At 71.5% G+C, this 26,062-nt stretch carries 22 protein-coding genes; 14 read left to right on the forward strand and 8 right to left on the reverse strand.

Annotation, left to right across the window (positions count from 1 at the left end; all coding sequences use genetic code 11):
- The first annotated feature begins 11 nt into the window (after nucleotides 1-11).
- From MED01_RS34425 to MED01_RS34435, 3 genes are all read left to right on the forward strand, one after another.
- On the forward strand, nucleotides 12-911 hold the full coding sequence (locus MED01_RS34425) for an alpha/beta hydrolase (RefSeq protein ID WP_238672679.1): 900 nt from the start codon (nucleotides 12-14) through the stop codon (nucleotides 909-911).
- Nucleotides 908-2,173 carry an acyltransferase family protein gene (locus tag MED01_RS34430; protein ID WP_238672680.1) on the forward strand — a complete coding sequence of 422 codons (1,266 nt, stop codon included), beginning with the start codon at nucleotides 908-910 and terminating at the stop codon, nucleotides 2,171-2,173. The genes MED01_RS34425 and MED01_RS34430 overlap by 4 nt, the downstream gene beginning before the upstream one ends.
- A 68-nt stretch (nucleotides 2,174-2,241) precedes the next feature.
- Entirely contained in the window at nucleotides 2,242-2,451 is a 210-nt protein-coding gene (locus MED01_RS34435) for a hypothetical protein (RefSeq protein ID WP_238672681.1), read from the forward strand.
- A 90-nt stretch (nucleotides 2,452-2,541) separates the two neighbouring features.
- Here MED01_RS34435 and MED01_RS34440 read toward each other — a convergent pair whose 3' ends face one another.
- Genes MED01_RS34440 through MED01_RS34450 form a run of 3 tightly spaced genes read right to left on the reverse strand, consistent with a single transcriptional unit; the run spans nucleotide 2,542 to nucleotide 5,566 of the window.
- Nucleotides 2,542-3,492: a VWA domain-containing protein gene (locus MED01_RS34440; protein WP_238672682.1), complete on the reverse strand. Its 951-nt coding sequence runs from the start codon at nucleotides 3,490-3,492 to the stop codon at nucleotides 2,542-2,544.
- The gene (locus tag MED01_RS34445; protein ID WP_238672715.1) at nucleotides 3,489-4,490 is read right to left on the reverse strand and encodes a DUF58 domain-containing protein; all 1,002 of its coding nucleotides are present in this window, start codon (nucleotides 4,488-4,490) and stop codon (nucleotides 3,489-3,491) included. The genes MED01_RS34440 and MED01_RS34445 overlap by 4 nt, the downstream gene beginning before the upstream one ends.
- Entirely contained in the window at nucleotides 4,469-5,566 is a 1,098-nt protein-coding gene (locus MED01_RS34450) for an AAA family ATPase (protein WP_238672683.1), read from the reverse strand. Before MED01_RS34450 ends, MED01_RS34445 begins: the two co-directional genes overlap by 22 nt.
- A gap of 241 nt (nucleotides 5,567-5,807) precedes the next feature.
- Here MED01_RS34450 and MED01_RS34455 point away from each other — a divergent pair, with 241 nt between their 5' ends.
- From MED01_RS34455 to MED01_RS34480, 5 genes are all read left to right on the forward strand, one after another.
- The gene (locus MED01_RS34455; protein ID WP_238672684.1) at nucleotides 5,808-6,038 is read left to right on the forward strand and encodes a hypothetical protein; all 231 of its coding nucleotides are present in this window, start codon (nucleotides 5,808-5,810) and stop codon (nucleotides 6,036-6,038) included.
- A 242-nt stretch (nucleotides 6,039-6,280) separates the two neighbouring features.
- A complete protein-coding gene (locus MED01_RS34460) occupies nucleotides 6,281-6,814 on the forward strand; it encodes a PH domain-containing protein (protein ID WP_238672716.1) in 534 nt (177 codons plus the stop codon).
- A gap of 211 nt (nucleotides 6,815-7,025) precedes the next feature.
- Nucleotides 7,026-8,384 (forward strand): PH domain-containing protein, encoded by a 1,359-nt coding sequence (locus MED01_RS34470; RefSeq protein WP_238672717.1) that lies wholly within the window; start codon nucleotides 7,026-7,028, stop codon nucleotides 8,382-8,384.
- Nucleotides 8,385-8,439: 55 nt separating this feature from the next.
- On the forward strand, nucleotides 8,440-8,787 hold the full coding sequence (locus MED01_RS34475) for a PadR family transcriptional regulator (RefSeq protein WP_238672685.1): 348 nt from the start codon (nucleotides 8,440-8,442) through the stop codon (nucleotides 8,785-8,787).
- Nucleotides 8,788-8,795: 8 nt separating this feature from the next.
- Nucleotides 8,796-9,758, forward strand: coding sequence for a hypothetical protein (locus MED01_RS34480; RefSeq protein ID WP_238672686.1), 963 nt, complete (start codon nucleotides 8,796-8,798; stop codon nucleotides 9,756-9,758).
- Nucleotides 9,759-9,797: 39 nt separating this feature from the next.
- Here MED01_RS34480 and MED01_RS34485 read toward each other — a convergent pair whose 3' ends face one another.
- On the reverse strand, nucleotides 9,798-10,874 hold the full coding sequence (locus tag MED01_RS34485; RefSeq protein WP_238672687.1) for a phosphatase PAP2 family protein: 1,077 nt from the start codon (nucleotides 10,872-10,874) through the stop codon (nucleotides 9,798-9,800).
- A gap of 126 nt (nucleotides 10,875-11,000) precedes the next feature.
- Between MED01_RS34485 and MED01_RS34490 the strand changes: the two genes are divergently transcribed.
- Nucleotides 11,001-11,405: a thioesterase family protein gene (locus MED01_RS34490; protein WP_238672688.1), complete on the forward strand. Its 405-nt coding sequence runs from the start codon at nucleotides 11,001-11,003 to the stop codon at nucleotides 11,403-11,405.
- Nucleotides 11,402-12,232 carry an MBL fold metallo-hydrolase gene (locus MED01_RS34495; protein WP_238672689.1) on the forward strand — a complete coding sequence of 277 codons (831 nt, stop codon included), beginning with the start codon at nucleotides 11,402-11,404 and terminating at the stop codon, nucleotides 12,230-12,232. The genes MED01_RS34490 and MED01_RS34495 overlap by 4 nt, the downstream gene beginning before the upstream one ends.
- 5 nt (nucleotides 12,233-12,237) lie before the next feature.
- Here the strand turns inward: MED01_RS34495 and MED01_RS34500 are convergent, their stop codons facing one another.
- The 3 genes from MED01_RS34500 to MED01_RS34510 form a co-directional block, all read right to left on the reverse strand.
- Nucleotides 12,238-14,049: an RICIN domain-containing protein gene (locus MED01_RS34500; protein ID WP_238672690.1), complete on the reverse strand. Its 1,812-nt coding sequence runs from the start codon at nucleotides 14,047-14,049 to the stop codon at nucleotides 12,238-12,240.
- A gap of 273 nt (nucleotides 14,050-14,322) precedes the next feature.
- The gene (locus tag MED01_RS34505) at nucleotides 14,323-15,258 is read right to left on the reverse strand and encodes a carbohydrate kinase family protein (protein ID WP_238672691.1); all 936 of its coding nucleotides are present in this window, start codon (nucleotides 15,256-15,258) and stop codon (nucleotides 14,323-14,325) included.
- Between the two features lie 114 nt (nucleotides 15,259-15,372).
- Nucleotides 15,373-16,524, reverse strand: coding sequence for an XdhC family protein (locus tag MED01_RS34510; RefSeq protein WP_238672692.1), 1,152 nt, complete (start codon nucleotides 16,522-16,524; stop codon nucleotides 15,373-15,375).
- 369 nt (nucleotides 16,525-16,893) lie between these two features.
- Between MED01_RS34510 and MED01_RS34515 the strand changes: the two genes are divergently transcribed.
- On the forward strand, nucleotides 16,894-17,991 hold the full coding sequence (locus tag MED01_RS34515; protein WP_238672718.1) for a lytic polysaccharide monooxygenase: 1,098 nt from the start codon (nucleotides 16,894-16,896) through the stop codon (nucleotides 17,989-17,991).
- 93 nt (nucleotides 17,992-18,084) lie between these two features.
- On the opposite strand, the gene asnB is transcribed toward MED01_RS34515, so the two are convergent.
- Entirely contained in the window at nucleotides 18,085-20,046 is a 1,962-nt protein-coding gene (gene asnB / locus MED01_RS34520) for an asparagine synthase (glutamine-hydrolyzing) (protein WP_238672693.1), read from the reverse strand.
- Between the two features lie 132 nt (nucleotides 20,047-20,178).
- Here asnB and MED01_RS34525 point away from each other — a divergent pair, with 132 nt between their 5' ends.
- The 3 genes from MED01_RS34525 (at nucleotide 20,179) to MED01_RS34535 (ending at nucleotide 25,969) form a co-directional block, all read left to right on the forward strand.
- Complete coding sequence (locus MED01_RS34525; protein WP_238672694.1) at nucleotides 20,179-21,660, forward strand: aminopeptidase P family protein; 1,482 nt, start codon at nucleotides 20,179-20,181, stop codon at nucleotides 21,658-21,660.
- A 490-nt stretch (nucleotides 21,661-22,150) separates the two neighbouring features.
- Nucleotides 22,151-24,019, forward strand: coding sequence for a hypothetical protein (locus MED01_RS34530; RefSeq protein ID WP_238672695.1), 1,869 nt, complete (start codon nucleotides 22,151-22,153; stop codon nucleotides 24,017-24,019).
- Nucleotides 24,020-24,310: 291 nt separating this feature from the next.
- Nucleotides 24,311-25,969 (forward strand): hypothetical protein, encoded by a 1,659-nt coding sequence (locus MED01_RS34535; RefSeq protein WP_238672696.1) that lies wholly within the window; start codon nucleotides 24,311-24,313, stop codon nucleotides 25,967-25,969.
- Nucleotides 25,970-26,062 lie beyond the last annotated feature (93 nt).

Below are 26,062 nucleotides of genomic sequence, written 5' to 3' on the forward strand. Positions count from 1 at the left end.
GGGAGAACGTGATGCGACGACGAGGTGCCAGCGGGGTGGCGATGGCCGCGCTGCTCGGCGTGAACCTGGTCCTGCCGACCCGACCCGAGCCGGCCACGGCGGTGGGGTTCGTCGAGGCGTACCCGGTGACGGCGGCGGCGATGCGCGCGGCCGGCCCTCCGTACGCGGACTGGGCTGCCGACGGACGCCGGTTCCTGCTGTTCGACGAGCGCGGTGACGGTCGCGCGGTCGAGGTGTTCGGCGACCTCGCCGACGCGGACCGGATCGCGGTGCTGGTGCCGGGGGTCGGCAGCACCCTCGCCGACTTCGACACCGGGTTGGGCGGGGTGGCCCGGCGGGCGCCGGCGGTGCAGGCCGGGCAGCTCTACCGGGAGCTGCGGGCGACCGACCCGACGGCGCGGGTAGCGGTGCTGGCCTGGCTCGGCTACGACCCGCCCGACGGGGTGTTGACCGCCGCCGGTGGCGTCAGCGCGCGGCGCGGCGCGGCCGGGTTGGCCGCACTGCTGCGGGAACTGGCCGGGCGGCGTCCGGCGGCGACGATCACGCTGGTCGGGCACAGCTACGGGGCGCTGGTGGTGGCGCTGGCGGCGGCGGACGCCCCGGCCCAGGTCACCGACGTGGTCAGCCTCGGCGGTGTCGGCGCTGGGGTGCAGCGCGCCGACGACCTGCCCGGCGGGCGGCGGTTCTGGGCGGCTGAGGCGCCGACCGACTGGATCCGTCGGGTACCGCCGGTGCGCCTGCCCGGCCTGGGTTTCGGCCGGCGACCCGGCGACCCGGCGTTCGGTGCCCGACCCCTGCCGGTGGGTGGGGTGGCGGGGCACGACGGCTACCTCGCGTCGGGCAGCGCCGCGCTGGGCGCGGTGGCGGCGGTAGTGCTGGGCGACGTCGACCGGATCGGGGACGCCCGGTGAGGCGGGACCGTGCCGTCGACGCGCTGCGGGCGTACGCCATCGGCGGGGTGGTGCTCGGGCACTGGCTGGTCACCGGTCTGGTGCTTGGCGGCGACGGCGGGCTGCACCAGGCCAGTCCGCTGACCGCCCTGCCCGACCTGGCCCCGGCGACCTGGGTGTTGCAGACGCTCGGGTTGTTCTTCTTCACCGCCGGGTTCGGCTCGACCCGGTCGCTTGCCCGCCACCCGGGCGGCGCGGGTGGTTGGCTGGCGGGGCGGCTGCGCGGGCTGCTGCTGCCCACTGTGGCGCTGCTCGGTGTGGGTGCCGCGGTGCTGCTCGCCGCCACCGTGGTCGGCACCTCGGACGACACGCTCGCCGTCGCGCTGCGGCTGGCGGTCAGCCCGCTGTGGTTCCTGTTACCGCTGGTGATCCTGGTCGCGGTGACCGGCCCGCTGCGCGTCGCCGTACGCCGGTGGGGGGTGGCTCGGTGCGGGGCACCGGCGGTGGCCGTGGTGGCTGCTGTCGACCTGGCCGTCCGGCTGCTGCCGGCCGGCGCCGACCTGCCCCCGGTCACCGTGCTGGCGGCCTGGTCGGTGCCGTACCTGCTGGGTGTGGCGCACGCCGACGGGCGGCTGGACGGCCGGCGGGCGGGCGGCACGTTGGCGGCCGGTGGGGCGGTCGCGCTGGCGGCGCTGCTGGCGCTGGGCTACCCGGTGAGCGCTGTCGGCGTGCCCGGGGCCGGGGTGTCCAACCTGAACCCGCCGTCGCTGCTGGTCGTGGCGCTGGCGGTGACCCAGGTCGGGCTGGGGCTGTTGGCCCGGCCGGCGCTGCACCGGCTGCTGACCCGGCCGCTGCCGGGCCGGGCGGTGACCGAGGTGAACCGGTCCGCGGTCCGGATCTACCTGTGGCACCAGCCGGTACTGGTGGCGGTGACCGCGCTCACCGCGCGCGGCGGGCTGGCGGTGCCCGGTCTGCACACCGCCCCGGACGGCCCGGGGTGGGTGCTGGCGCGCTGCTGCTGGCTGCCGTTGCTCGCCGTGGTGCTGGTCACTGTGGTGCGGGTGGGGCGGCCGAGATCGCGCCACCGAGGCGTACGCGCTGGTGGCGAGCGGCGTCGCCAACCGGGCGGTGGAGGGGCCGCCGGCCGGTCGGCCGAGTGCGTTCCGTCGGTACCGCAGGTGTACGATCATCGACGTTCCGGCCCGCCCGACTTGCAGGAGGTGATCGCTGTGCGAGATAGCGATCCTCCCAGTCGTGGCCGGGCCGATGGTCAGCCCCGCTGAGCCACGACTCAGTCTGGTGAGCTGACCCCGCTCCGCTCCCCACCACGTCGGCAACCGCCGAGGTGAGTGTGCCGCGCCGCCCGATCCCGGGCGGTCGCCGGGAGCCGCCCGGTCACGACTTCGTGTGCGCGTCCCCACCCCCTGCGGTCCGCCCCCGCACGCGGACCGTCCAGCCGCCACCCGGAGCCGTCATGAGCCGTTACGTCGCCCCGCTGGGCTTCACCCTCGCCGCCGTCTGGGTGGCCATCGTCTTCGTGCTCGCCGGTGGCGGTCACTGACCGCTCCGGATCGGCAGTGTCGCTGACCGCTGGCCGGCGCTGCCCCGTGCTGGTGCCGGCGGCGGTCCCTGACCGCCGCCGGCGCACCGGCTACAACATCCGCGACGACCAGAGCAGACTGAACGCGCCCGCGCAGAGCGCCAGCAGCAACGCCACCCCGGCGTACCACTGGGTCACCTCACGCGGCTCGGTGCGGAACCCGATCGAGCTGCCCATGTCCTGATAGACCTGCTTCAGCTCGCTCACCGAGGCCGCCTCGTAGAAGTAACCCTCGGTGGTCTCGGCCAGCTCGGCAAGGGCCATCCGGTCCACCGGCACCCGCTGCAACTGCCCGCCGATGTCGACCTGGCCGGTGTCGGTGCCGAAGGCGATGGTGGAGACCGGAACGTTCGCGGCCTGCGCCGCCGCCGCCGCCTCCTCCACCGCCCGACCGGAGGTCCGGAAGCCGTCGGAGAGCAGCACGATCCGTGCCGGCGGGATGCCCTCCGCGCCGTCGGTCGGCACCGATCGGATCGCCTCCAGACAGGTGAACACCGCCTCGCCGGTGGCTGTCGCCTCGGCCAGCACCAGCCCGTCGATGGCGCTGGTCACCGCGTCCCGGTCCTTGCCCGGCGGCACCAGCACGTTGGCCGCCTTGGCGAACGACACGAGGCCCAGGTTGTAGCTCTCCGGCAGCTCACTGACGAACTGCTTGGCCGCCTCCTGGGCCGCCTCCAGCCGGTTCGGTGCCACGTCGTCGGCCTGCATCGACAACGACACGTCGATGGCGAGCATCACAGTGGCCCGCTCCAGCGGCTCCTTGGTGTCCACAGCGGGACGGGCCAGCGCGGTGGCCAGCACCAGCAGGCAGAGCAGGAACGCGGTCGCCGGGACGTGCCGACGCCAGCCCAGGCCCTTCGGCGCGACAGTACGCAGCAGGTCCACATTGGTGAACCGCATCGCGTACGCCCGGCGGTGCAACTGCCGCCAGACGTAGAACGCGGCGAGGGCGAAGACCGGCAGCACAGCCAGCAGCCACCACGGTTGCAGAAAACGGATCATCGTGTCGTCCCCCGGGTACGCGCGTGCCGCTGCGCGGCCACGAATCGCACCATGTCCAGCAGCCAGTCTCGGTCGGTACGCAGACGCAGGTGGGCCGCGCCGGCGCCGCGCAGGGCGGCGGCGATCGTGGCCCGTTGGGCGGTGGCCGCCTCGGCGTAGCGCTGCCGCAACCGCGGGTCGGCGGTCTGCACCTCGTGCAGCTCGCCGCTCTCCGGGTCGACCACCGGCAACACGCCCACGTCGGGCAGTTCCAGCTCACGCGGGTCGACCACCTCGATCGCCAGCACGTCGTGGCGGACGCGCAGCTTGCGCATCGGCCGCGCCCACTGTTCGGCCGGCGCGAGGAAGTCCGAGACCACCACTGCCACACCGCGACGGCGCGGCGGACGGTTGAGCATCTCGATCAGGGCGCCGAGATCACCGCGGCCGGGTTGGATGGCGGTGCCGGCGACGGCACGCAGCAGGCCCTGCGCCTCCTTGCGTCCGGAGCGCGCCGGCAGCCGGGTGAGCACCCCGGGCCCGGCCGCCGGTGGTCCGCCGCGCCAGCGTCGGGCCGGGGCGGACACCCCGCCACCGGTGCCGATCACGGCGCCGATCCGGTTACCCCCGCGCACTGTCAGGTGGGTGATGGCGGCCGCGGCGGCCACCACCACCTCCCGTTTGAGCCACTGCCCGGTCCCGAAGTCCAGGCTGGCGGAGAGGTCGAGCGCGAGCCAGGTCTCCAGTTCCCGGTCGGCGACCGTACGTCGCACGTGCGGTGTGGTGGTCCGGGCCGTGACCGGCCAGTCCATCCGGCGCACGTCGTCGCCGGGGCGGTACTCCCGGGACTCTCCCGCCTCACTGCCCGGTCCGGGCAGCAGGCCGGCGTAGTCGCCCTGGAGCAGACCGTCGAGCTTACGGGTGACCAGCAGCTGAAGCCGGGACAGCACGGCCTCGCTACGGTCGGCGAGGGGTGCCGGACGAGGGGTGGGTGAGGTCACGGGCGCTGCCCGGGCCAGCCAGCGCCCGGCGGCGGCGCGATCGTCGGCGGGGTGGCCTGCTGCCGGGGAGCGACAGCCGGGAGCGGGATCGTCGACATCACCCGCTGCACGATGTGGTCGGCGGGTACGTCGTCGGCGAGCGCGTCGTAGCTGAGCACCAACCGGTGCCGCAGGATGTCCGGCGCGATGTCCTGCACGTCCTGTGGCAGCGCGTAGTCACGCCCGCGCAGCAGCGCCAGGGCGCGGGTGGCCCGGACCAGACCGAGCGAGGCGCGCGGGCTGGCCCCGTACTGGATCAGTTGCGCGACGTCGGGCATGCCGTGCTCGGCCGGGGCCCGGGTGGCCAGCACCAACCGGACCGCGTAGTCGACAAGGGCGTTGTGGACGAAGACCTGGTCCGCCTTACGTTGCAGGGCGATCAGCTCCGGGGTGTCGAACACCGCTGTCGGCTCGGGCGCGGCCACGCCCATCCGGTAGACGATCTCCCGTTCCTCCGCGTCGGTCGGGTAGCCCACCACAATCTTCATGAGGAACCGGTCCCGCTGCGCCTCCGGCAGCGGGTAGACGCCCTCCTGCTCGATCGGGTTCTGGGTGGCCATCACCAGGAACGGGTCCGGCACCCGGTGGCTCTCCCCACCGATGGACACCTGCCGCTCACTCATGACCTCCAACAGCGCGGACTGCACCTTCGCCGGCGCCCGGTTGATCTCGTCGGCGAGCAGGAAGTTGACGAAGACCGGGCCCAACTCGACGTCGAACTTCTCGCTCGACTGCCGGTAGATCCGGGTGCCCATGATGTCGGCGGGCACCAGGTCCGGGGTGAACTGGACCCGGGCGAAGGACCCACCGACGACCTTGGCGAGGGTCTCCACAGCCAGGGTCTTGGCCACCCCGGGCACGCCTTCGAGCAGGCAGTGACCCCGGGCGAGCAACGCGACGAACATCCGCTCCACCATCCGGTCCTGCCCGACGATCACACGTTTGATCTCGAACAGGCCCTTCTCCAGCAGGGTGGCGTCCTGCGCGGGTGTGGTCACCGGGGCGGGTGCCGCTCCGTTCGGCGTCGGGGCGTCGGGCATGGTCGGCTGGGCCACCGGTCCTCCACAGCGTTTGTCGGTCGTCGCGGCTCGTGCGGTATCAAGACTCGCACGCCTTGCTGAGTGTCGAGGTGGGGAGAAGCCGATTTTGGCCGCGCCGTCCCCAGCGGCCGAATCGCACATCGAGGGTGTGCACGGACCGGCCCACCGCGTGTACGATTCACCCCGTCGCCGGGCGGCTCCCCCCGTGGTCGCCCGGCGCTCAACTTCTCCGTCCCGCCGCCCTAGACTGGCCGGGATGAGCATCCCCTACCCCGCCGATGAGGCCCTGGTCTGTTCGGCCCGGGGCTGCCGGTCCACCGCCGTCTGGGCGCTGGAGTGGAACAATCCCCGTCTGCACGACGCCGATCGGCGCAAGACCTGGTTGGCCTGCGCCGAGCACCGGGGCAGCCTCGGTGACTTCCTCGACGCTCGAGGCTTCCTGCGTGCCGTCACTCCGGTGCCCGGATCGCCTACGCTCGACCTGTGAGCGGCGACCCTCCGGCTTCCCCCGGCCCCACCTCCCCGTCCTGGCCGCCCACCCCGGCCACCGCACCACCCGGCGTCGACCCGCCGCCCGGCGCGTTCCCGGCACCCGGCACGCTCGGCCCGGAGCCCACCGCGCCGGACGCCTCGACGCCTGCCCCGCTGCCACCGGGCGCGCTGCCGCCCGGTCACCGGCCGGCACCCGCCGCCGATCAGCGCGCGCCCGACCTGCCGCCCCCGGGTCTCCTGCCGCCCGAGCCCGGCGCGCTGCTGACGGCCGCGCCGGGTGGTCGGGGTCCGCTGGAGCCCTGGCCGGACACTGTCAACTGGCAGCCGATCTCCACCGACCTGATCTGGGTGGAGCTGATCCGGCTGGCGATCGTGGTGGCCATCGGGCTGGCGGTGACAGGGGTCGGCTGGGCGTTCAGCGGTCACTGGTTGTTCGGGCTCGCCGTGGCCGTCGTGCTGGTGCTCGGTGCGTGGCGGGCCGTCGCGATCGTCCGCGCGGTCCGGGCCTGGGGGTACGCCGAGCGGGAGAACGACCTGCTGGTGAGGCACGGGCTGCTGGTCCGCCGGCTCTCCATCGTGCCCTACTCGCGGATGCAGTTCGTCGACGTGAGCGCCGGGCCGTTGGAGCGCGCCTTCGACCTGGCCACTGTGCAGTTGCACACCGCGGCGGCGGCGAGCGACGCCCGGGTGCCCGGGCTGCGTCCGGCGGAGGCGTCGCGGCTGCGCGATCGACTCACCGCGCTCGGCGAGGACCGGGCGGAGGGGCTGTGAACACCCGCGTGGGCGGCCGCCGACCGCGCCGAGGGCCACGCCGATGAGCGACGGGTCCCCCGAGCCGAGCACCGTGCCACCCACCGGCCCGACGCCACCGGGGCCGGTGCTGCCCGATGGCGCGACATCGCCTGGGCCGGTGCCGACTGGCACGGCATCGCCTGGGCCGGTGCCGCCCGGCTCGTCACCTCATGGGCCGGTGCCGCCCGGCATGCCCGCGCCGTGGCCGGCACCACCGGTCGGCGGCGAGGGCGAGCCCCGGCAGCGACTGCACCCGCTCAGCCCGGTGCTGCACGGCGCCAAGTCCCTGGTCGTGGTGATCGCCGGGCTGTCCTGGTCGACGCTGTCCCGGGTGGGCTTCGGCTGGTTCGCCGCCATGGTGGCGGTGCTGGCGCTCGGCGCGACAGTGCTGTCGGTGATCAGCTGGTACAACACCGGCTACCACGTCGTCGGCCGGGAACTACGGGTGTACGAAGGGCTGCTCTGGCGGCGTACCCGGGCCATCCCGTTGGAACGGTTGCAGGCCGTGGAGGTGGTCCGGCCGCTGCTCGCCCAGCTCACCGGCCTGGCCGAGCTGCGCCTGGAAGTGGTCGGCGGAGGCAAGACCGAGGCGCCACTGGCGTACCTCGGCGTCGCCGACGCGGCGGTGCTGCGCGAGCGTCTGCTGGCGCTGGCCGGGCGGGTGGCGCAGCGGCCCGCGCCCGGCGACGCGGCCGCCCCGGTGGCCCCGGGTGCGACGGCGCCACCGACGGCCGTGCCGGGCCGGCCACTGCACGCGGTACGCAACCAGAACCTGCTGATCAGCCAACTGCTCACCCCGCAGGCGTTCCTGCTCCCGTTCGGTGTGGCCTTCGTCGTGGTGCAGTTCCTCACCGCCGGTTCGTGGTCGTTCGTCGCGGTGGCGAGCACACTGACCGCGATGGCGGGTGTCCTGCTGCAGCCGATCCGCCGGGTCCTCGACGACTGGAACTTCCGGCTGGCCCGCGACGGCGGCACGCTGCGGGTGCACAACGGCCTGCTGGAGACGCGGGCGCAGACCGTGCCGCTGGAGCGGGTGCAGACCGTGCGGGCCACCTGGCCGTTGCTGTGGCGGATGAAGGGCTGGCTGCGGCTGCGGCTGGAGGTGGCCGGTTACTCCGTCGCGGAGGCCGACGACCGCAACCGGCCCGACCGGCTGCTGCCGGTCGGCGACCTGCCGACGGCGACGATGATCGTCGCCGAGGTGCTTCCCGGGGTACGCCTCGACGCGCTCAACCTGAGCCCGCCGCCGCGGCGGACCCGTTGGCTGCACCCGCTGGGCCGCACCGCGTTCGGCGCGGGGCTGTTCGAGCGGGTGTTCGCCACCCGGTCCGGGCGGCTCACCAGGCAGTTGGTGATCGTGCCGTACGCCCGGATCCAGAGCGTGCGAGTGGTCCAGGGGCCCATCCAGCGCCGTCTCGGGTTGGCCACCGTCCACGCCGACACCGCGGGCGGCTCCGGCGCCACAGCCCAGGACCGCGACCTGGCCGAGGCCTGGGCCCTGGCTGCGGACCTGACCGCGAGAGCACACCAGGCCCGCACCCAACTCTGACCCCGCCACGGCCCACCCCGTTGCTATATATATCGCCGCACGATATATATAGACCATGGACATCAGTGAGCAGACGTTCCTGATCCTCTCCGCCCTCGCCGACCAACCCCGCCACGGCTACGCGTTGGTGACAGAGGTCGACGAGATGACCAACGGCAGGATCCGGCTACGCGCCGGCACCCTCTACGGGGCCCTCGACCGCCTCGTCACCCAGGGGCTCATCGCCCCCGACCACGACGAGGTGGAGAAGGGCCGGCTGCGTCGTTTCTACACATTGACCGACGCCGGGGCAGACGCCATCCGCGCTGAGAGCCAGCGGATGGCCACAGCGGTCCGGCTCGCCGAGGAACGCCTCAACAAGCGCGCCGCCCGCAACGCCCCGCGCCTCGGGACCATCGGATGAGCCCGGACATGAGCCCCCTGGAACGACGATATCGGCGGCTGCTGCGGCTGCTGCCAGCCACGCACCGCAGCGCCCGCGGCGAGGAACTGCTCGGACTGCTGCTCGACCTCGACGACGGCCGCCGACACCCCAGCTGGCACGAGACACTGAACATCGTCGCCCTGGCGATCCGGCTGCGACTCACCACGCCCGTCACCACCACGGCCCTGACCACCGGGCTCACCGCCCTGCTCGTCGCCGCCGGCACCCAGCCCGCCGGTCACACAGTGGACCTGTTCACCGGCGCCGTCCTCGCCACCGACATGTCGGCCATCATCGCCGGCTGGCCGCAGCTGGCCGCTCTCGGCCTGCTGCCCCTCGCGCCACTGATCGCCTGGCTGTGCGGCGCGACCCGGACCGCCCTCACCCTGCAGGCGATATTCCTGACGGTCACCGTAGGTTGGTTCGTCATCGACGTGCTCGGCGGCGCCGGCCTGGGAATCAACCCCGGCCAACAACTCTTCGCGTACGCCCCACCGACCCTGACCCTCGCCCTGCTCGCGGTCGCCGCCCGCGAGCGGTGGGCCGCGCCCCGGCCGCGCCCGTTCTGGTGGGCCCTCGTCCCGCTCGGGATCCTCGCCTGGAAGGGCACCGGAGAGTGGGGACGCCACGGCGTCTACGTTCCCGACGCCGTGCCGACGGTCATCGGGGTCCTCACCGCCGCCACAGTCGCTGTCGGAGCCGCCTTCGCGCTCCGCCGCCACCGGCCCGCTGTCATCGTCGGCGTCGGGCTCACCGGCTTCGTCGCCGGATGGCTCATCCCCGACCCGTTGCTCTCCAACACGGCGATGCGCCACTTCGACGGTCAACCGCTGCCACTGGCGATCCTCATCATGGTGATCGCCGCCACCGTGGCCGGCATCAGTCGCCTCACCCGTCGCCTCAAGCCCGAGGCGCGAGCTCTGCCACCCGATGAACCAGTGCTGCCCTGAACACCAGCTTCGGCTCGGAACGACCGACCCTGATGGGACCTAACGGTCGGCGGGGATCGCGGGGTGGGTGGTGGTGTCCGGTTCCCGTGGAGCGGGCGGCTCGGGCTCGCCGGGCGGAGGGTCGGTGGGCTGCTCCCTGGGCAGTGCCGCCTTGGCGCTCGGGTGGCGGGCCCGCCAGGCCGCCCAGCCGCGCTCCGCCAGACCGACCACCAGGAAGGTCAGCCCCACGTAGGCCCAGCCGACCAACACGTCGATCACGTAGTGCTCACCCGAGTAGACCAGGGTGAAGGTCATCGCCAGCGGGTACGCGAGCAGCAGCGGCCACCAGCGACGACGGGTGGCGGTCAGGAAGAACAGCACCACGAACAACGCCCACGCGGTGTGCAGCGAGGGCATCGCGGCGACCGGGTTGGAGGCGATCTGACCGGCGTTGAGGACGTTGCCGGCCCCGTGCATGCCGAACGCCTTCCAACCCCGGGTCGAGATCCGGGCGACCTCGGTGAGCAGGCCGTTCTGCGCCGCCCACCAGGGCGGCGCGGCCGGGTAGATGAAGTAGGTGACCAGACCGGCCGCGCAGAGGAAGCCCCAGCGCCGCATGTACGCGGCCCAGCGGCGCCGGTCGCGCAGCCAGAGCACCGCGGCGGCGGCCAGCGCCACCACGAAGTGGGAGAAGTACACCCAGCTCGCGGCGACATCCCACCAGTGCACCTGCGGGTGGTAGAGGTGCTGCTGCAACCAGACGGTGGGCACCTCACCGCCGGTGGCCCAGCCGAACATGAACCGGTCGGCGACGATCAGCTCCATCGCGTGCGGCGTGGCCCCGTTGTCGGCGAACCCGCGCGAGAGGTTGTAGATCACGAACAGCAGCACCACCGGCACCCAGTCCCGGGCGAAGCGCAGGTGGCTACGCCACGGCCGTTCGCTGTTCCAGGCGATGGTCGCGAGCCAGATCCAGACGAAGGCGTACGCCGGGTCGGTGGGCAGCCCGATGGCCAGCCACGCGGCGACGAAGGCGACCGCCCAGACGGTCATCGCGACGACGCGCCGACGACCCCCGTCCGGGGACGCGGGCGGGTCGGTCCGGGCGGGGGGCTGGGGGTCAGTCACGACGGCCATCGGGGTCAAGGTTAACGACGGGTACGGCATCGACCGACGGGGACCACCCGTTGCACGTCGGGGTGGTCGCGCCCGGATCGTCGGGCGCGTGCTCGACGCGTCCGGCGAGCACCTAGGCTGACGAGCATGCAGGAGCAGCCCGAGCCGGCCTTCGCGCCGGGTCTGACCGCCCAGGTCGAGTTGACGGTCACCGACGCGGACACCGCCCAGGCGGTCGGTTCCGGGGACGTACCGGTGCTGGGCACTCCCCGGGTGCTGGCGCTGGCCGAGGCGGCCACCGTCGCGGCGACAGCGACCGGGATGCCACAGGGTTCGACGACAGTGGGCACCCGTGTCGAGTTGGAGCACCTGGCACCGACAGTGGTCGGCCGGACGGTCCGCGCGCAGGCGCTGCTGGCGACCGTCGACGGTCGCCGACTGTCGTTCGAGGTCACTGTCAGTGACGGCGACCAGACGGTGGCCCGGGGCCGGGTGGACCGCATCCTGGTCGACCGGGGACGCTTCGTCGAACGGGCCGGGCGGACGTCGTGAACGCCGCTTTCGTCGAGGTCGCCGACCGGGTGCACGTGCTGGCCGAACCGCTGCTGCGGGTCAACGTCACGCTGGTCGTCGGCGACGACGAGGCGCTACTGGTGGACACGCTCTCCTCGGCCGCCCAGGCCACCGAGCTGGCCGAGGCAGTCCGGGCGGTCACCGACCGTCCGTTGACGCTTGTCAACACCCACCACCACTACGACCACTGCTTCGGCAACGCCGTCCTGGCCGGCGACCCACCCCGCCCGGTGTACGCGCACGAACTGGCCGCCACCGCCCTGCGCGAGGAGCCGGAGCGGCTACGCCGGGAGGCGTACGAGGAGTTGCGCACGGAGCACCCGGCGCTCGCCGCCGAACTGGCCGACACCCCGCTGTTCGCCCCCACGCACACAGTGCACGTCGAGACGGTCCTCGACCTCGGCGGTCGACGGGTGCTGCTACGTCACCCGGGGCGGGGGCACACCGAGGCCGACCTTGTGGTGCACGTGCCGGACGCCGACGTGTTGGTGGCCGGGGACCTGGTGGAGCAGAGTGGCCCGCCCGCCTTCGAGGACTCGTACCCGTTGCAGTGGCCGGACGCGGTCGCGGACCTGCTGCGATTCACCACCGCGCGCACTGTGGTGATCCCGGGCCACGGCGACCCGGTGGACGTCGACTTCGTCCGGGCGCAGCACGCGGAGCTGGCGGAACTGGCCTGGCTGATCCGGGCCGCGCACACCGGCAGCGCCCCGCCGGAGCGGGTGGCGGCCGAGGCCCCTTTCGGGGCCCGCCCGGCCCTGGTCGCCGCCCACCGGGGCTACCTCCAGCTGAACGGCGACGCCTGATCCGCCTACGCCGAGGCACGTCGCCACTGCTGGTGGGTGCCGGTGCCACACGTCCACTGGGCGAGGCGGGCACCGTCGGTGGTGGCGGCGTTGAGCACCTCCAGGCACTTGCCGCTGTGCCGGGCGACGAGCTGCACGTACCCCGAGCCGAGATCCTGCACGCGCCACTGCTGGTTGGTGCCGCCGTTGCAGCTCCACTGGATCACGCGGACCCCGTCGGCGGTAGCTGTCGCGCCGCCGGACACGTCGAGGCACTTGCCGCTGTGCACGCTGACCACCGCCTGGTAACCGCCACCCGCGTCCTGGAAGCGCCACCGCTGGTTCGGCTGACCGTTCGCGGCCCACTGCACGATCTCCGCACCGTCGGTGGTCGCGTTGTTGTAGACGTCCAGCAGCTTGCCGCTGTGTCGCGCGGTGAGGGTGTACGTGGTCGGCACCGGCACCGTGGTGTCCGGGGTCAGCCGGTACAGCCCGGCTCCGTGGGCCGGTAGCGACCGGGTGAGGGTGCCGGTCACCGTGCCGAGGGCCGCGCCGGACCACAGGTCGGTCACTGCGGCCGACCCGATCCCGAGGTCGGCGAGGTTCACCGACACCTGCGCCGCGCTGCTGTCCCGGTTGAACAGGGCGACGTACCGATCGGTGCTGCCCGGCACGTCGGCGACCCACACCTGCCGGCTGCCACCGTAGAGCTGACGGTTGTTCGTGCTGTTCTGGTTGACTCCCAGAACCGCGGCATTGGTCATCAGCGCCAGCTCCGCAGCGCGGTTCTCGACCAGGTTGCCGCCCCACATCAACGGCGCCCGGTTGATCGCCCAGAGTGACATCAGGGTGCGCTGCTCGTCGGCTGTCAGATTGGAGTATCGCGGCGAGCCAACCGGCCCGTACTTGGAGAGCCGGCCGATCGGGATCATGTCGGCGTCGGGCCAGGCGCCGGTGGTGCGGTACGGGGTCCAGTTGCGCAGTTGGTCGAAGAGCGCGTCCACTGACGACCAGTTGTCCCACAGATCGTTGACGATCCGCCACATGTGCGCGTTGGCCTGGACGTGTGCGCCGCTGGCCAACGAGGTCGGGCCGGGTGACAGGCTCAAAACCATCGGACGGCCACTGCGCTGGATGGCCAGTCGGTACCCCTCGACCTCCGACTGCCGATACGTCGGGGCGGCGATGTCGTCCACCTTCACGTAGTCGACCCCCCAGGACGCCAGCAACTGGAACATCGAGTCCAGGTAGGTCTGCGCGCAGGGGTTGGACATGTTCAGGCCCCACATCAGGTTGAGCCAGGCCGCTGTGGTGGTGTTGTTGATCTGGTTGGCGCGGCAGGTGGTCCCGAGGATCGGAACGTTGTCGGCGACCGCCTGGCGGGGAATGCCCCGCATCAGGTGGACGCCGAACTTCAGCCCCTGCGCGTGGACGTAGTCGGCGAGCGGCTTGAACCCGTTCTCACCGGCGGCTGAGGGGAACCGGGTGGTGTCCGGCAGCAGCCGTCCGTTGGCGTCCATCCGAAGCCTGGGTTGCAGGTTCGCGTCCTGGTTGGGGCTGTTGTTGTGCCGACCGGGGTAGTACCAGGCCCAGTCGATCACCACGTACTCCCAGCCGAACTGCCGCAGGTTGGTGCCCATGTAGTCGGCGTTGGCCCGGACGTCGGCCTCGGTGACACTCCAGTTGAACGAGTCGTAGCTGTTCCACCCCATCGGCGGGGTGTCGGCCACCCCGTTGTCCCACGCCTTCGCCCGCTCGGGCGGGTCGGCGACGACCATCCCGGCAGCCACGAGCAGCATGACCAGCAGGGCCGCGACGCGGCGAAACAACAGAGGCACCAAAACCACCCGCATCAGAACCTCCCCGACGACGCCCACGTTTCCATCGCGCATCGTCGATGTTAACGCTCACAAATTCCCGCGGTCAACCCCCTCCCCCACGCCCACTCCCCACCCCACCCCGCCCCACCCCCGCCGCGATCTTGCACTTTGTGTGGGGTTAAAGCCGAGCAAAGCGGACAAAACCTCGACCGAAAGTGCAAGATCGGCGCGGGGGCGGGGCGGGGCGGGGCGGCGCGGGGGCGGGGTGGGGCGGGGTGGGGCGGGGTGGGGTTAGGGGTTGAAGCGGTTTTGGACGGCGGTGCGGGTGGGCATGGCGGTGGCGCCGCCCGGGGATTCGCAGACCAGGCCGGCAACCCGCAGCGCGAAGGCGACCCGGTCGACCCAGCCTGACGGGCTCTCCGGTTCGCCGTCGACGAGCAGGTCGGCGATCAGCGCGGCCATCACGGAGTCACCCGCGCCGGTGGCGTCGATGGCGTTGACAGTGGGGGCCGGCACCCGGACCGGGTCGGCTTCGGCGGCGGCCAGCACCGCACCGGCCGCGCCGAGCGTCACCACCACAGTGGCCGCCCCCAACTCACGCAGGTACGCCGCCACCCCCTCGACCGGCTCACCGGGATAGAGCAGCACCGCGTCGGCGGCGCTCAGCTTGACCAGGTGCGCGCCGGCGGCGAACTCGGCGACCACCTCGCGCAGCCCTTCCAGCGCGGCTGGCCCGTTCAGCAGCCGGGGACGTACGTTCGGGTCGAAGACCCGCAGGCCGGCGGCGAGCGACCAGGCACGGCGGGCGGCGGCCAGCGTGTCGGGTTGGAGCAGCACGATCGAGCCGCAGTAGAGCACGTCGGCGCCCTCCAGCAGCGCCAGGTCCAGATCGTCGGGGCCGAGCAGTCCGTAGGAGGCCGGCTCGCCGTAGAAACGGAAGTCCGGCTCCGGTCCGGCGTACGTGACCACGGCGAGCGTGGTCGGTGCCGGGACCGTGATCGCACCGGCCACCCCGACGTCGGCCGCGGTGAGGAAGTCGCGGATCCTGCCGCCCAGCGCGTCGTCACCGAGCGAGCCGACGAACTGTGCCGCACCGCCGAGTCGGGCCACGCCGACGGCGACGTTGAGTGGCCCGCCGCCGATGGCCTGCCGATAGACCCGTTCCCCGTCGATTTCGCTGTCGAGCAGGTCGACGAGCGCTTCGCCGAGCACCACCGCGTACCCCATGCCGATCCTCTCGTCGTCGCCACCGGCTGCCGCTCGCCGAGCCGATCTCCGTGGCACCAGGCTGGCACAACGCACGGCCCGATGGGCGCCGAAGGCCGTGCACCGACGTGCGCGCTACCCCGGCCGGTGGATCGGCCCGTCGACAGCCGCGAGGGGGCGGCCGGTGCCACCCCACCGGGCCGCGACGATCTGCGCGGCCACACTCACTGCGGTCTCCTCCGGGGTACGACCACCGAGGTCCAACCCGATCGGGGAGGCGAGCCGGGCGAGCTGCGCCGGGCTGAGCCCCGCCTCACTCAGCAGCTTGTGCCGCTCGTCGTGGGTGCGCCGTGAGCCCATCGCGCCGACGTACGCCAGCGGGTGGCGCAGCGCCAGCTCCAGCAACGGCACGTCGAACTTGGGGTCGTGGGTGAGCACGCACAGCACTGTCCGCTCGTCGAGCCGATCGGCCGCCAACTCGGTACGCAGGTAGCGGTGCGGCCACTGCACCACCACCTCGTCCGCTTCGGGAAAGCGCCGCGCGGTGGCGAAGACCGGCCGGGCGTCGCAGACGGTGACCCGGTAGCCGAGGAACGCGCCGATCCGGGCCACCGCGGCGGCGAAGTCGATCGCACCGAAGACGATCATCCGGGGCGGGTTGGCGTACGCGGTCACGAAGAGGCTGATGCCGCCGCCCCGGCGTTGCCCGTGGTACCCGTACCGGAGCATTCCGCTGCGTCCGGCGGCGAGCAGCCCGAGGGCGTCGGCGCTGGCCGCGTCGTCGAGGCGGTCGTCACCGAGCGAGCCGACGGACCCCTGGCCGGTCAGCACCAGCCGCCGGCCGAGCCGCCGGGCCGGGTCGGTCGATCCGCCGCCCGGAGAACTGCCGGCGTCGGCGGCCACGCAGGTGACGATCGCCGCCGGGTGGCCGCTTCGGCGGGCGGCGGCGACCGCCTCCAGCACCGGCAGGGCGCTCGTGTCGACGCGCTCCACAAACACGTCGAGGATGCCGCCGCAGGTCAGGCCCACTGTGTACGCGTCGTCGTCGCTGATCCCGTAGCGGCACAGCTCGGGTTGGCCGGTGTCGAGCACCAGGCGGGCGCGTTCGTAGAGATCGGCTTCGACGCAGCCGCCGGAGACGCTGCCGATGACCGTGCCGTCGGTCGCGACCACCATGGCGGCGCCGGGTGGCTGCGGGGCGGAGTGCCAGGTGGCCACCACCGTGGCCAGCGCGACCGGCTCGCCGTCGCGGCACCGGCGGTGCACCTCGTCGAACACGTCCGGCACCGGCTGCCGCCTCTCCGTTCCCGCTCCCCGTACGCAGGATATGGCGTCCAGCGGCGACCGACGGGACTTCTCATGCATCGAGGAACGACTATTGCGCTCGGCCGCCGTGGCGTGGTGGGATGACGCGTACCGGGCGGTGCGAGGGCTGCGGCGCCGCCGGTTGCCGGGTTGGTTAGACGCGAGGGCACCGGTCCAGGACAGGACCGTCGACGGCGCACGTCCACCGGCTGTTTTCCGCCGGGGCACGTCGCCGTGATCGTCGCACCGCTCACGACAGCGGGGCGATCACGCCACATCCCACCCGATTGCGGCGGGGCGGCTCGGACAAGCGCCCCTCGCGAGTCAGGAGAACCCGTGAACCGTTCCCGTATGGCCGCCTTGCTCACCGCGGCCATGACTCTCGCGCTGGGCGCTGTCGCCCTGGCGTCCACTCCTCAGCCGGCCGCCGCGCACGGCGCGGCGATGACGCCGGGCAGCCGCACCTACCTGTGCTGGCAGGACGGCCGCAGCCAGACCGGTGAGATCAAGCCGAACAACCCCGCGTGCTCCGCCGCCGTGGCGCAGAGCGGGGCGAACTCGCTGTACAACTGGTTCAGCGTGCTGCGCTCCGACGCTGGCGGCCGGACCACCGGCTTCATCCCGGACGGGCAACTGTGCAGCGGCGGCAACACCGGTTTCCGCGGCTACGACCTGCCCCGCACCGACTGGCCGCTGACCCACCTGACCTCCGGGGCGCGGTTGGACTTCAAGTACAGCAACTGGGCGCACCACCCGGGCACGTTCTACTTCTACGTCACCAAGAACAGCTGGAGCCCGACCCGGGCCCTGGCCTGGAGTGACCTGGAGGAGCCGTTCCTGACGGTGACCAACCCGCCGCAGCGCGGCTCGGTCGGCAGCAACGACGGGCACTACTACTTCAGCGGCAACCTGCCGTCGGGTAAGAGTGGCCGGCACATCATCTACTCCCGCTGGGTCCGCTCGGATTCGCAGGAGAACTTCTTCGGCTGCTCCGACGTGACCTTCGACGGCGGCAGCGGCCAGGTCACCGGCGTGGGTCCGGGTGGCACGCCGACCGACCCGACCGACCCGCCGACCGACCCGACGGACCCGCCGACCGACCCGACGGACCCGCCGACCGACCCGACCACCCCACCGCCGTCGGGCGGTGACTGCATGGCCACCTACAAGGTGAGCAGCGCCTGGCAGGGTGGCTTCCAGGGCGAGGTCACGATCATGAACCACGGCAGTACGCCGTTCGCCGGTTGGACGGCGAGTTGGGCTTGGCCCAACGGACAGTCGATCAGTCAGATCTGGGGTGCCACCCAGACATCGTCCGGCTCGACGGTGACGGCGACGAACGTCGCCTACAACGGCACAGTCGCACCGGAGGGCACCACCACGTTCGGCTTCCTGGCCAGCTCCACAGGCACGAACGGGCTCCCCACGGTCACCTGCGCCCGCCGCTAACCACCACCACAGTGAAATGATCAAGAGGTTTGCGTCACCGGAATCGCTCCGGATGACGCAAACCTCTTGATCAACAGGGTGGGGCGGCCGGGGTCAGCGGACCATGGAGCCGACCACCGGCTTCGTGAGCAGGGCGGACTGGTTGCGCTGGATGCCCGGGTCGAGGGTCTTGGCCACGAAGATCGCGTGCCAGATGCAGAAGATCAGCACCGTCCACACCTTGCGGGAGTGGTCGGCCTCCTCCCGCTTGTGCTCGTCGAGCAGCCGCAGCGCGTACGACAGGTCGAGCAGGTCACCCGCGCCCGAGGTGCTGAGCACGTGCCGGGCCCACTCGTACATCTCGCCGCGCAGCCACACCCGGGTGGGGGTCGGGAAGCCCAACTTCTTGCGGTTGACGATGGCCGGCGGCACGACACCCTGCAACGCCTGACGCATCGCGTACTTGGTGGCGTCGGAGCGCGGCGGCAACTTCAGGTCGACCGGGATCTTCGCCGCGACGTCGAAGACCTCACGGTCGAGGAACGGCACCCGCACCTCCAGCGAGTGCGACATCGAGATCCGGTCGGCCTTGACCAGGATGTCGCCGCGCAGCCAGGTGTAGAGGTCGACGTACTGCATCTTGGTGACGTCGTCGAGCTCCGTGCACTCGGCGTAGATCGGGGCGGTGACGTCCGTGTAGCGCACCGAGGGGTCGTAGCGGCGCATCAGGTGCTGCTTCTCCTCCTCGGTGAACATCCGGGCGTTGCCGTAGTAACGCTCCTCGATCGGGGTGGTGCCGCGCTCCAGGAAGCTCTTGCCCTTGACCCCCTGCGGGATCGCCTTGGAGACCGCGCGCAGCCCCTTCTGCACACCGCCGGGCAGACCGTTGACGGTGCCCAGCGACAGCGGCTCCCGGTAGATCGTGTAACCGCCGAAGAACTCGTCCGCGCCCTCACCGGAGAGCACCACTGTGACGTGCTCGGCGGCCTTCTTCGCCACGAAGTAGAGCGGTACCAGCGCCGGGTCGGCCACCGGGTCGTCAAGGTGCCAGACGATCTTCGGCAGCGCGTCGATCATGTCCTGCGGACCGATCTTGGTGGGGATCGTCGTGACGTCCAGGTGCCGGGCCGAATCCTGCGCGACGTCGATCTCCGAGTAACCCGGCACGTCGTAGCCGACGGTGAAGGTGAGGATGTTCGGGTTGAACTCCCGCGCCAGCGCCACCACCGCTGTGGAGTCGATGCCACTGGACAGGAACGAGCCGACCGGCACGTCGGAGCGCATGTGCATGCGCACGCTCTCCCGCAGCGTCTCGCGGATCTCGTGGTAGAGCCTCTGCTCGTCGTCGACCGGCGCCGGCCGGAACACCGGCCGGTACCACCGGCGTACGTCGATCCGGCCGCCCGGGGTCCAGTTCAGGTACTCCCCGGAGCCGATCCGGCTGATGCCCTTGTGCAGGGTGCCGGGCTCGGGGACGTACTGCAGGGTCAGGTAGTGACTCAGGTTCGCCGTGTCGACGCCAGCGTCGCCCTGGTAGTTGCTGTGCGCGAACGGCAGCAGCGCCTTCTTCTCCGAGGCCAGGTAGAGGCCGTCGGCGGTCTCCAGGTAGTGCATCGGCTTGATGCCGAAATAGTCGCGGGCACCGAACGCCCGACGTTCCTGCCGGTCCCAGATGACGAAGGCGAACATGCCCCGCAGCCGGGTGAGCACCTGCTCACCCCAGAAGTGGTAGCCCGCGACGATCACCTCGCCGTCACCGGCGGTGGCGAACTGGGCACCGAAGTTTCTGATCAACTCCTCGCGCAGCTCGATGTAGTTGTAGATCTCGCCGTTGAAGGTCAGCAGGTAACGGCCGTTCGCGTAGGGCAGTGGCTCGTGGCTCGACGCGACGTCGATGATGGCCAGCCGCTTGTGGGCGAACACGCCGTCCGCGTACCGGCCGGAGGCGTCGCCGACCACCTCGACCCCTGTCTCGTCGGGGCCGCGGTGGTGCAGGCATTCCAACGCTCCGGCGATGTGGTCGCGATGCGCGGCGGCGTTGCCGTTCGCGCTGAAGAAGGCCAGAAGTCCGCACATGGTGGCCATCTTTCCACGCGCGCTGTCGGCCCTTGCAGCCGTCCGTCGATCCACCCGACTCCCAGGGGGCGTTACCGCCAACCGGACGCGCGGTACCGTCGGGACCAGCAACGAAGCGGAGGGAGCGGCGCAATGACCGAGGGACAGACCGACGGTACGCCGACGGACGGTACGGAATCGCACGATCCGGACTTCCCGGAGGCGTTCCTGTCCTTCATGCGGCAGGGCTGGAGCGACACCGCGCTCCCCGTGACGCCCCGCCCGGAGACGCCCAACTACGCCAAGCGACGGGCAGCGCTCTCGGCGGCCTTCCCCGGCGAGACGCTGGTGATCCCCACCGGCACCGAGAAGGTCCGGGCCAACGACACCGACTACCCGTTCCGGCCGGGCAGCGACTTCGCCTACCTGACCGGCGACCACGACGCCGACAGCGTCCTGGTGCTGCGCCCGAACGGCTCGGGGCACGACGCGACGCTGTACATGCGGCCCCGATCCTCCCGGGAGACCGACGAGTTCTTCCGCAGCCGCAACGGCGAGCTGTGGGTGGGCCGGCGGCACACCCTCGGCGAGAAGTCGACCGAGCTGGGCCTGCCCACCGCCGACCTGACCGGCCTGGAGGCGACCCTCGCCGACCTGGCTCCGGGGCGTACCCGGGTGCTGCGCGGTTTCGACGCCCAGGTGGACGCGGCCGTCCGGCCCTACGACGGGCCCCGCACGGAGGGCCAGCCGGCCCGCGACCGTGAGCTGGCCATCGCCATCTCGGAGATGAAGCTGGTCAAGGACGAGTGGGAGATCGGCCAACTCCAGGACGCGATCGACGCCACCGTCCGCGGCTTCGAGGACGTCGCCCGGATCCTGCCGGCCGACCGGGCGGTCTCCGAGCGGCTGCTGGAGGGCGTCTTCGCGCTGCGGGCCCGCCACGACGGCAACGACGTCGGGTACAGCTCGATCGTCGGTGCCGGCGAGCACGCCACGATCCTGCACTGGGTGCACAACCACGGCGCCACCCGACCGGGTGACCTGCTGCTGATGGACATGGGTGTCGAGGGCCGCAACCTCTACACCGCCGACGTCACCCGGGTGCTGCCGGTGAGCGGCCGGTTCACCGCGCTACAGCGCCAGGTCTACGACATCGTGTACGCCTCGCAGCAGGCCGGCATCGAGGCGATCCGCCCGGGGGTGAAGTTCAAGGACGTCCACCTGACCTGCATGCGGGTGCTCGCCGAGGGCCTGTCCGAGCTGGGTCTGCTGCCGGTGAGCGTGGACGAGGCGATGGACGAGAAGTCGACGGTCTACCGGCGGTGGACGCTGCACGGCTTCGGCCACATGCTCGGCATCGACGTGCACGACTGCTCCAACGCCCGCAAGGAGACCTACCGCGACGGCGCGCTGGGCGAGGGCTACGTGCTCACCGTCGAGCCCGGTCTGTACTTCCAGCCGGAGGACGAGCTGGTCCCTGCCGAGCTGCGCGGTATGGGCATTCGGATCGAGGACGACGTGCTGGTCACCGCGACCGGCGCGGTCAACCTGTCGGCCGGGCTGCCCCGCACCTCCGACGAGGTGGAGACCTGGCTGGCCGAGCAGCGCGAAGCCGGCCCCCGCCTGCCCAGCTGAGCCTGCTGGCGGCCGAGGCTGGCGGATCAAGCCCGCCCCTGGCCGCCAGCCCCTGGCCTGACCGGCCCTCGCCGCCAGCCCCTGGCCGTCCACTCCTGGCCCGACCGCCCCTGGCCTGACCGCCCCTCGCCCCTTCGCCGCCAGCCCCTGGCCGCCTGCCCCTTCTTGAGGGCTGGCGGCCAGGGGCTTCCGCCGTGATCCACTCGGCTTCCTTGAAGTCGCGCTGTCCCGGCCGCTCGGATGCCGCGTTTTCAAGAAAGCCGAGCGCCAGCAACGGTCGGTGTGCGCGCTCGGGTCCTTTCCGCCGACCCCGGACCGGTTGGCCGCCCTCACCCGACCTGCGCCCAATGCGTGGTTATCTCGGATACGTCCGCATCGCGAAGATGGTTCTCATACGGTGAGGATCAGAGGCTACAACCCATTTGTAGCTGGTCGTGGCGCCTCGGGCGGTGCGATCCCGTCTGGTAGCAGGAAAGGGCGGAAGGCTCTGATGTCCAACGACGTAACGAGTACCGACGGCGGGGCCTCGGCAGCTCCGCCGACACGGCGAAGGCGGGCGCTCTGGGTCGCCGGCGTGGCCGGGCTGACCGGCGTGGTCGGGCTGGCGGCCCTCGGCGGCGTCGCCGCTCGAAACGACAAGCCAAAGGCCGACCAGGTGTCCGATGCGCAGCCGTCGACCAACCGGCAGAACGTCAACGACGACGGCGGCGCGGACAAGGGCGGCGCCAAGGACGACGGCGGTCAGGACGACGAGTGGAGCGGCGACTGGAGCGGCTTCGACGACCAGTCCGGCAAGGATGGCAAGGAGCGCAAGGACGGCAAGGACGACGAGAAGGACCGGACCAGGCAGGTCCCGTGCGACTCCGACAAGCTGATCCAGGCGATCACGTTCGCCAACAACGAGGACGGCGGCGTACTGGAGCTGGCCAGGGGCTGCACCTACACCCTGACCCGCAACCAGGACGGCAACGGCCTCCCGGTGATCACCGAGCGCATCACCCTCAAGGGTGAGCACACCACCATCGGCCGCGAGGCCACAGCCGACTACTTCCGCATCCTCAACGTCGGCGCTGGCGGGCACCTCACTCTCAAGGGCCTGAGCATCAGGGGTGGCCAGACCCTTCAGCCCCCGATGGCCTTCGACCCGACGACGGTCTGGGCGCCGTACTCGGCCCAGGTCCGCTCGACGGTGGCCGAGCCGGCGGCAGCAGCGACGCCCGCCGGGAAGCCGACGACCACGGCCGCGCCGGGCGCCAAGGCAGCGGCAGCGAAGCCGGCAGCAACCGCCGGCAAGCCGGCCACGAAGGCAGCGCCCGTGAAGGCCACCGCCAAGGCCGACGCCAAGCCGGCGGCGAAAGCAGCGCCAGCCAAGCCCGCAGCGGCAGCAACCAAGGCCGCCCCGACTGCCAGCAAGGCCGCCCCGGCCAAGCCGGTAGCCGCTGCGGCGAAGCCGGTGGGGGCCGGTACGGCGGTGGTGCCGCTGGTCGAGCAGCCCGGGTTCACCGACGGGGCCGGGGTGCTGGTGCAGCCCGGTGGCCGCGCGGAGATCCTGGACAGCGAGCTGCTCTACAACCAGTCCGGCGGCAACGGCGGCGGGTTGGCCAACTTCGGCAGCGCCAGGCTCAGCAAGACGACTGTGGCGCACAACACCGCCTTCTTCTTCGGCGGCGGCATCTTCAACGCCGGCGTACTCCAGGTCGACGAGTCGAAGATCACCGACAACACCGGGATCATCGGCGGCGGCGGCATCTCCAACGGCGCTGCCGACATCTTCACCGAGGACGTCGACGGCGGCTCGGTCTGGGTCTACAAGAGCGAGATCACCGACAACGAGACGCTCGGCTTCGGCGGCGGCGTCCTGGACGTCGAGGGCACCACGACGTTGCACCAGACGACGGTCAGTGACAACACCGCGGTGCTCGACGGTGGTGGGGTCGCGGTGGCCGACAGCCAGCTCACCCTCAAGGACGCCACGGTGGTCAGGAACAGCGCCGCTCGCTCGGGTGGCGGTGTGGCCGCCTTCGACAGCGTTGCGACCATCGAGAACAGCAGGATCAACGACAACACGGCGGGCTTCTCCGGCGCCGGCCTCTTCAACGAGGTGAGCGTCACCACGCTGCGCGACAGCGAGGTGTCGGGCAACCGGGCCGTCGGTCCGTTCGCCCGTGGCGGCGGCATCCTCAACACCGAGGGCGGCGAGGTGACGCTCTACCGGACGAAGGTGGCGCACAACTTCTCCACCCTTGAGCCGGGGGGCATCTTCAACAGCCTCGGCGGCACCGTGACGCTGGACGACGAGTCCGCGGTCACTGCCAACCGCCCGACCAACTGCTTCAACGTTTTGGACTGCTTCGCCTGATCGGGTGGGGCCGAAACACATAGAGGGCGCGCCCCTTCGAGCCGTGACCGGCTCGGAGGGGCGTACCCATTTGGGCAGGTCAGGCGCTTGCAGGCCGGCTTGGGTGGCGGTGTGTCGGTCCGGACCCCGGTGGGGGCAACATGAACCGAATGTGGGCTTCTCTCGGATAAGCCCGCGAGGCGAGGAACCTTCTCATACGGTGGTTTTGGGAGCTACAACCGATTTGTAGCAGGGGACGCCCGTCTGACGGCGGCGACCCTGTCTGGTACGAGGAGAGGGCAGAGAGCTCCGATGTCCAACTACCTAACGAACAACGAAGCCTCCGGGCGGGCGACGGCCAAGAGCCGCCGCAAGCTCTGGCTCGCCAGTGGCGTGGCCGGTTTGACGGGCGTGATCAGTCTCGCGGCGGTTGGCGTCGCGGGCAGCGCCGGAGCGGTCGGCTTGAACTGGAACACCGCGCAGGTCAGCAAGGACGGCGACCAGCGGGGTGACGAGGCGCGCGACTGGGACAAGGACGAGGACCGCAACAAGGACCGGGACAAGGACAAGGACCGGGACAAGGACCACGAGCGCGGGAAGGAGGTGCCCTGCGACACCGACAAGCTGATTCAGGCGATCGTGTTCGCCAACAACAAGCACGGCGGTGTGCTGGAGCTGGCCAAGGGCTGCACCTACAACCTGAGCCGCAACGACTACGAGGGCAACGGCCTGCCGGTGATCACCGAGCGGATCACGCTCAAGGGCGAGCACACCACGATCTCTCGGGAAGCCACCGCGGACTACTTCCGCATCCTCAACGTCGGCGCCGGCGGTCACCTCACCATCAAGGGCCTGACCATCAAGGGTGGCCAGACCCTCGAACGGTACAACGGCGTCGAGCCGGCGGCCGTCTGGGCGTCCTACTCGGACTCCGAGGCGATCGCTGCGCAGGTCAAGGCAGGCGTTCCGCTGAACCAGGCGCTCGCCTCCCGGCAGGCCAACCCGAAGGCGGGCCTGACGGCGGCACCGAAGGTCACGGCCAAGGCCGCGCCGACCGCTCAGGGGGGCGTCGTGACGCCGCTCGTCGAATACCCGGAGTCCACCGACGGCGCCGGCATCCTGGTTCAGCCGGGTGGCACCGCCGAGATCCTGGAGTCCGAGGTCGTCCTGAACCAGTCGGGCGGCAACGGTGGTGGTGTGGCCAACTTCGGCACCACGAAGATCTGGCACAGCACCGTCACCCGTAACACCGCCTTCTTCTTCGGTGGCGGCGTCTTCAACGCCGGCCTGCTCAAGGTCGAGGAGTCGAAGATCAAGGACAACACGGCCATCATCGGTGGTGGCGGTATCTCCAACGGCGCCGCGCGGATCTTCGCCGACGACGTCGACGGCGGTACGGTCGAGCTCAAGAAGGCCGAGATCACCGACAACGAGACGCTCGGCTTCGGCGGTGGCTACCTCGACATCGAGGGCAACACCACGGCGTACGAGACCAAGTTCGTCTCGAACACCGCGGTTCTCGCCGGTGGCGGTATCGCCGCTGCGGACAGCCAGCTGAACCTGCACAACGCCACGGTCGAGAAGAACAGCACCGCAGGTGTCGGTGGCGGTGTAGCCATCGCCTTCGACAGCGCGGTCACGTTCGAGAAGAGCAGCATCAAGGACAACACCGCCGGCTTCTTCGGCGGCGGGCTCTTCAACGCCTTCAGCGTCACCACGCTGCGCGACAGCGAGGTTGTCGGCAACCGGGCTATCGGCCCGATCGGGGTCGGCGGCGGCATCTTCAACATCTTCGGCGAGGTCAACCTGTCGAAGACGAACGTCGCCCACAACTTCTCCACCTTCGAGCCGGGCGGTGTCTTCAGCTTCTTCGGAGACGTGAACGTGGACGACAAGTCCGCCATCACCGCGAACCGTCCGACCAACTGCCTGGCCATCCCGGGCGGCACCATCGAGAACTGCTTCGCCTGATCGCTCACCCTCGGGTGACGACGACTCAGCACCCTCGGGTGACGACGGCGTAGCGCCGGCACAACGGACCGGCCCCCTTCCGCGAGACGCGGA

Source organism: Micromonospora alfalfae, assembly GCF_022230925.1.
Lineage (GTDB): Bacteria > Actinomycetota > Actinomycetes > Mycobacteriales > Micromonosporaceae > Micromonospora > Micromonospora alfalfae.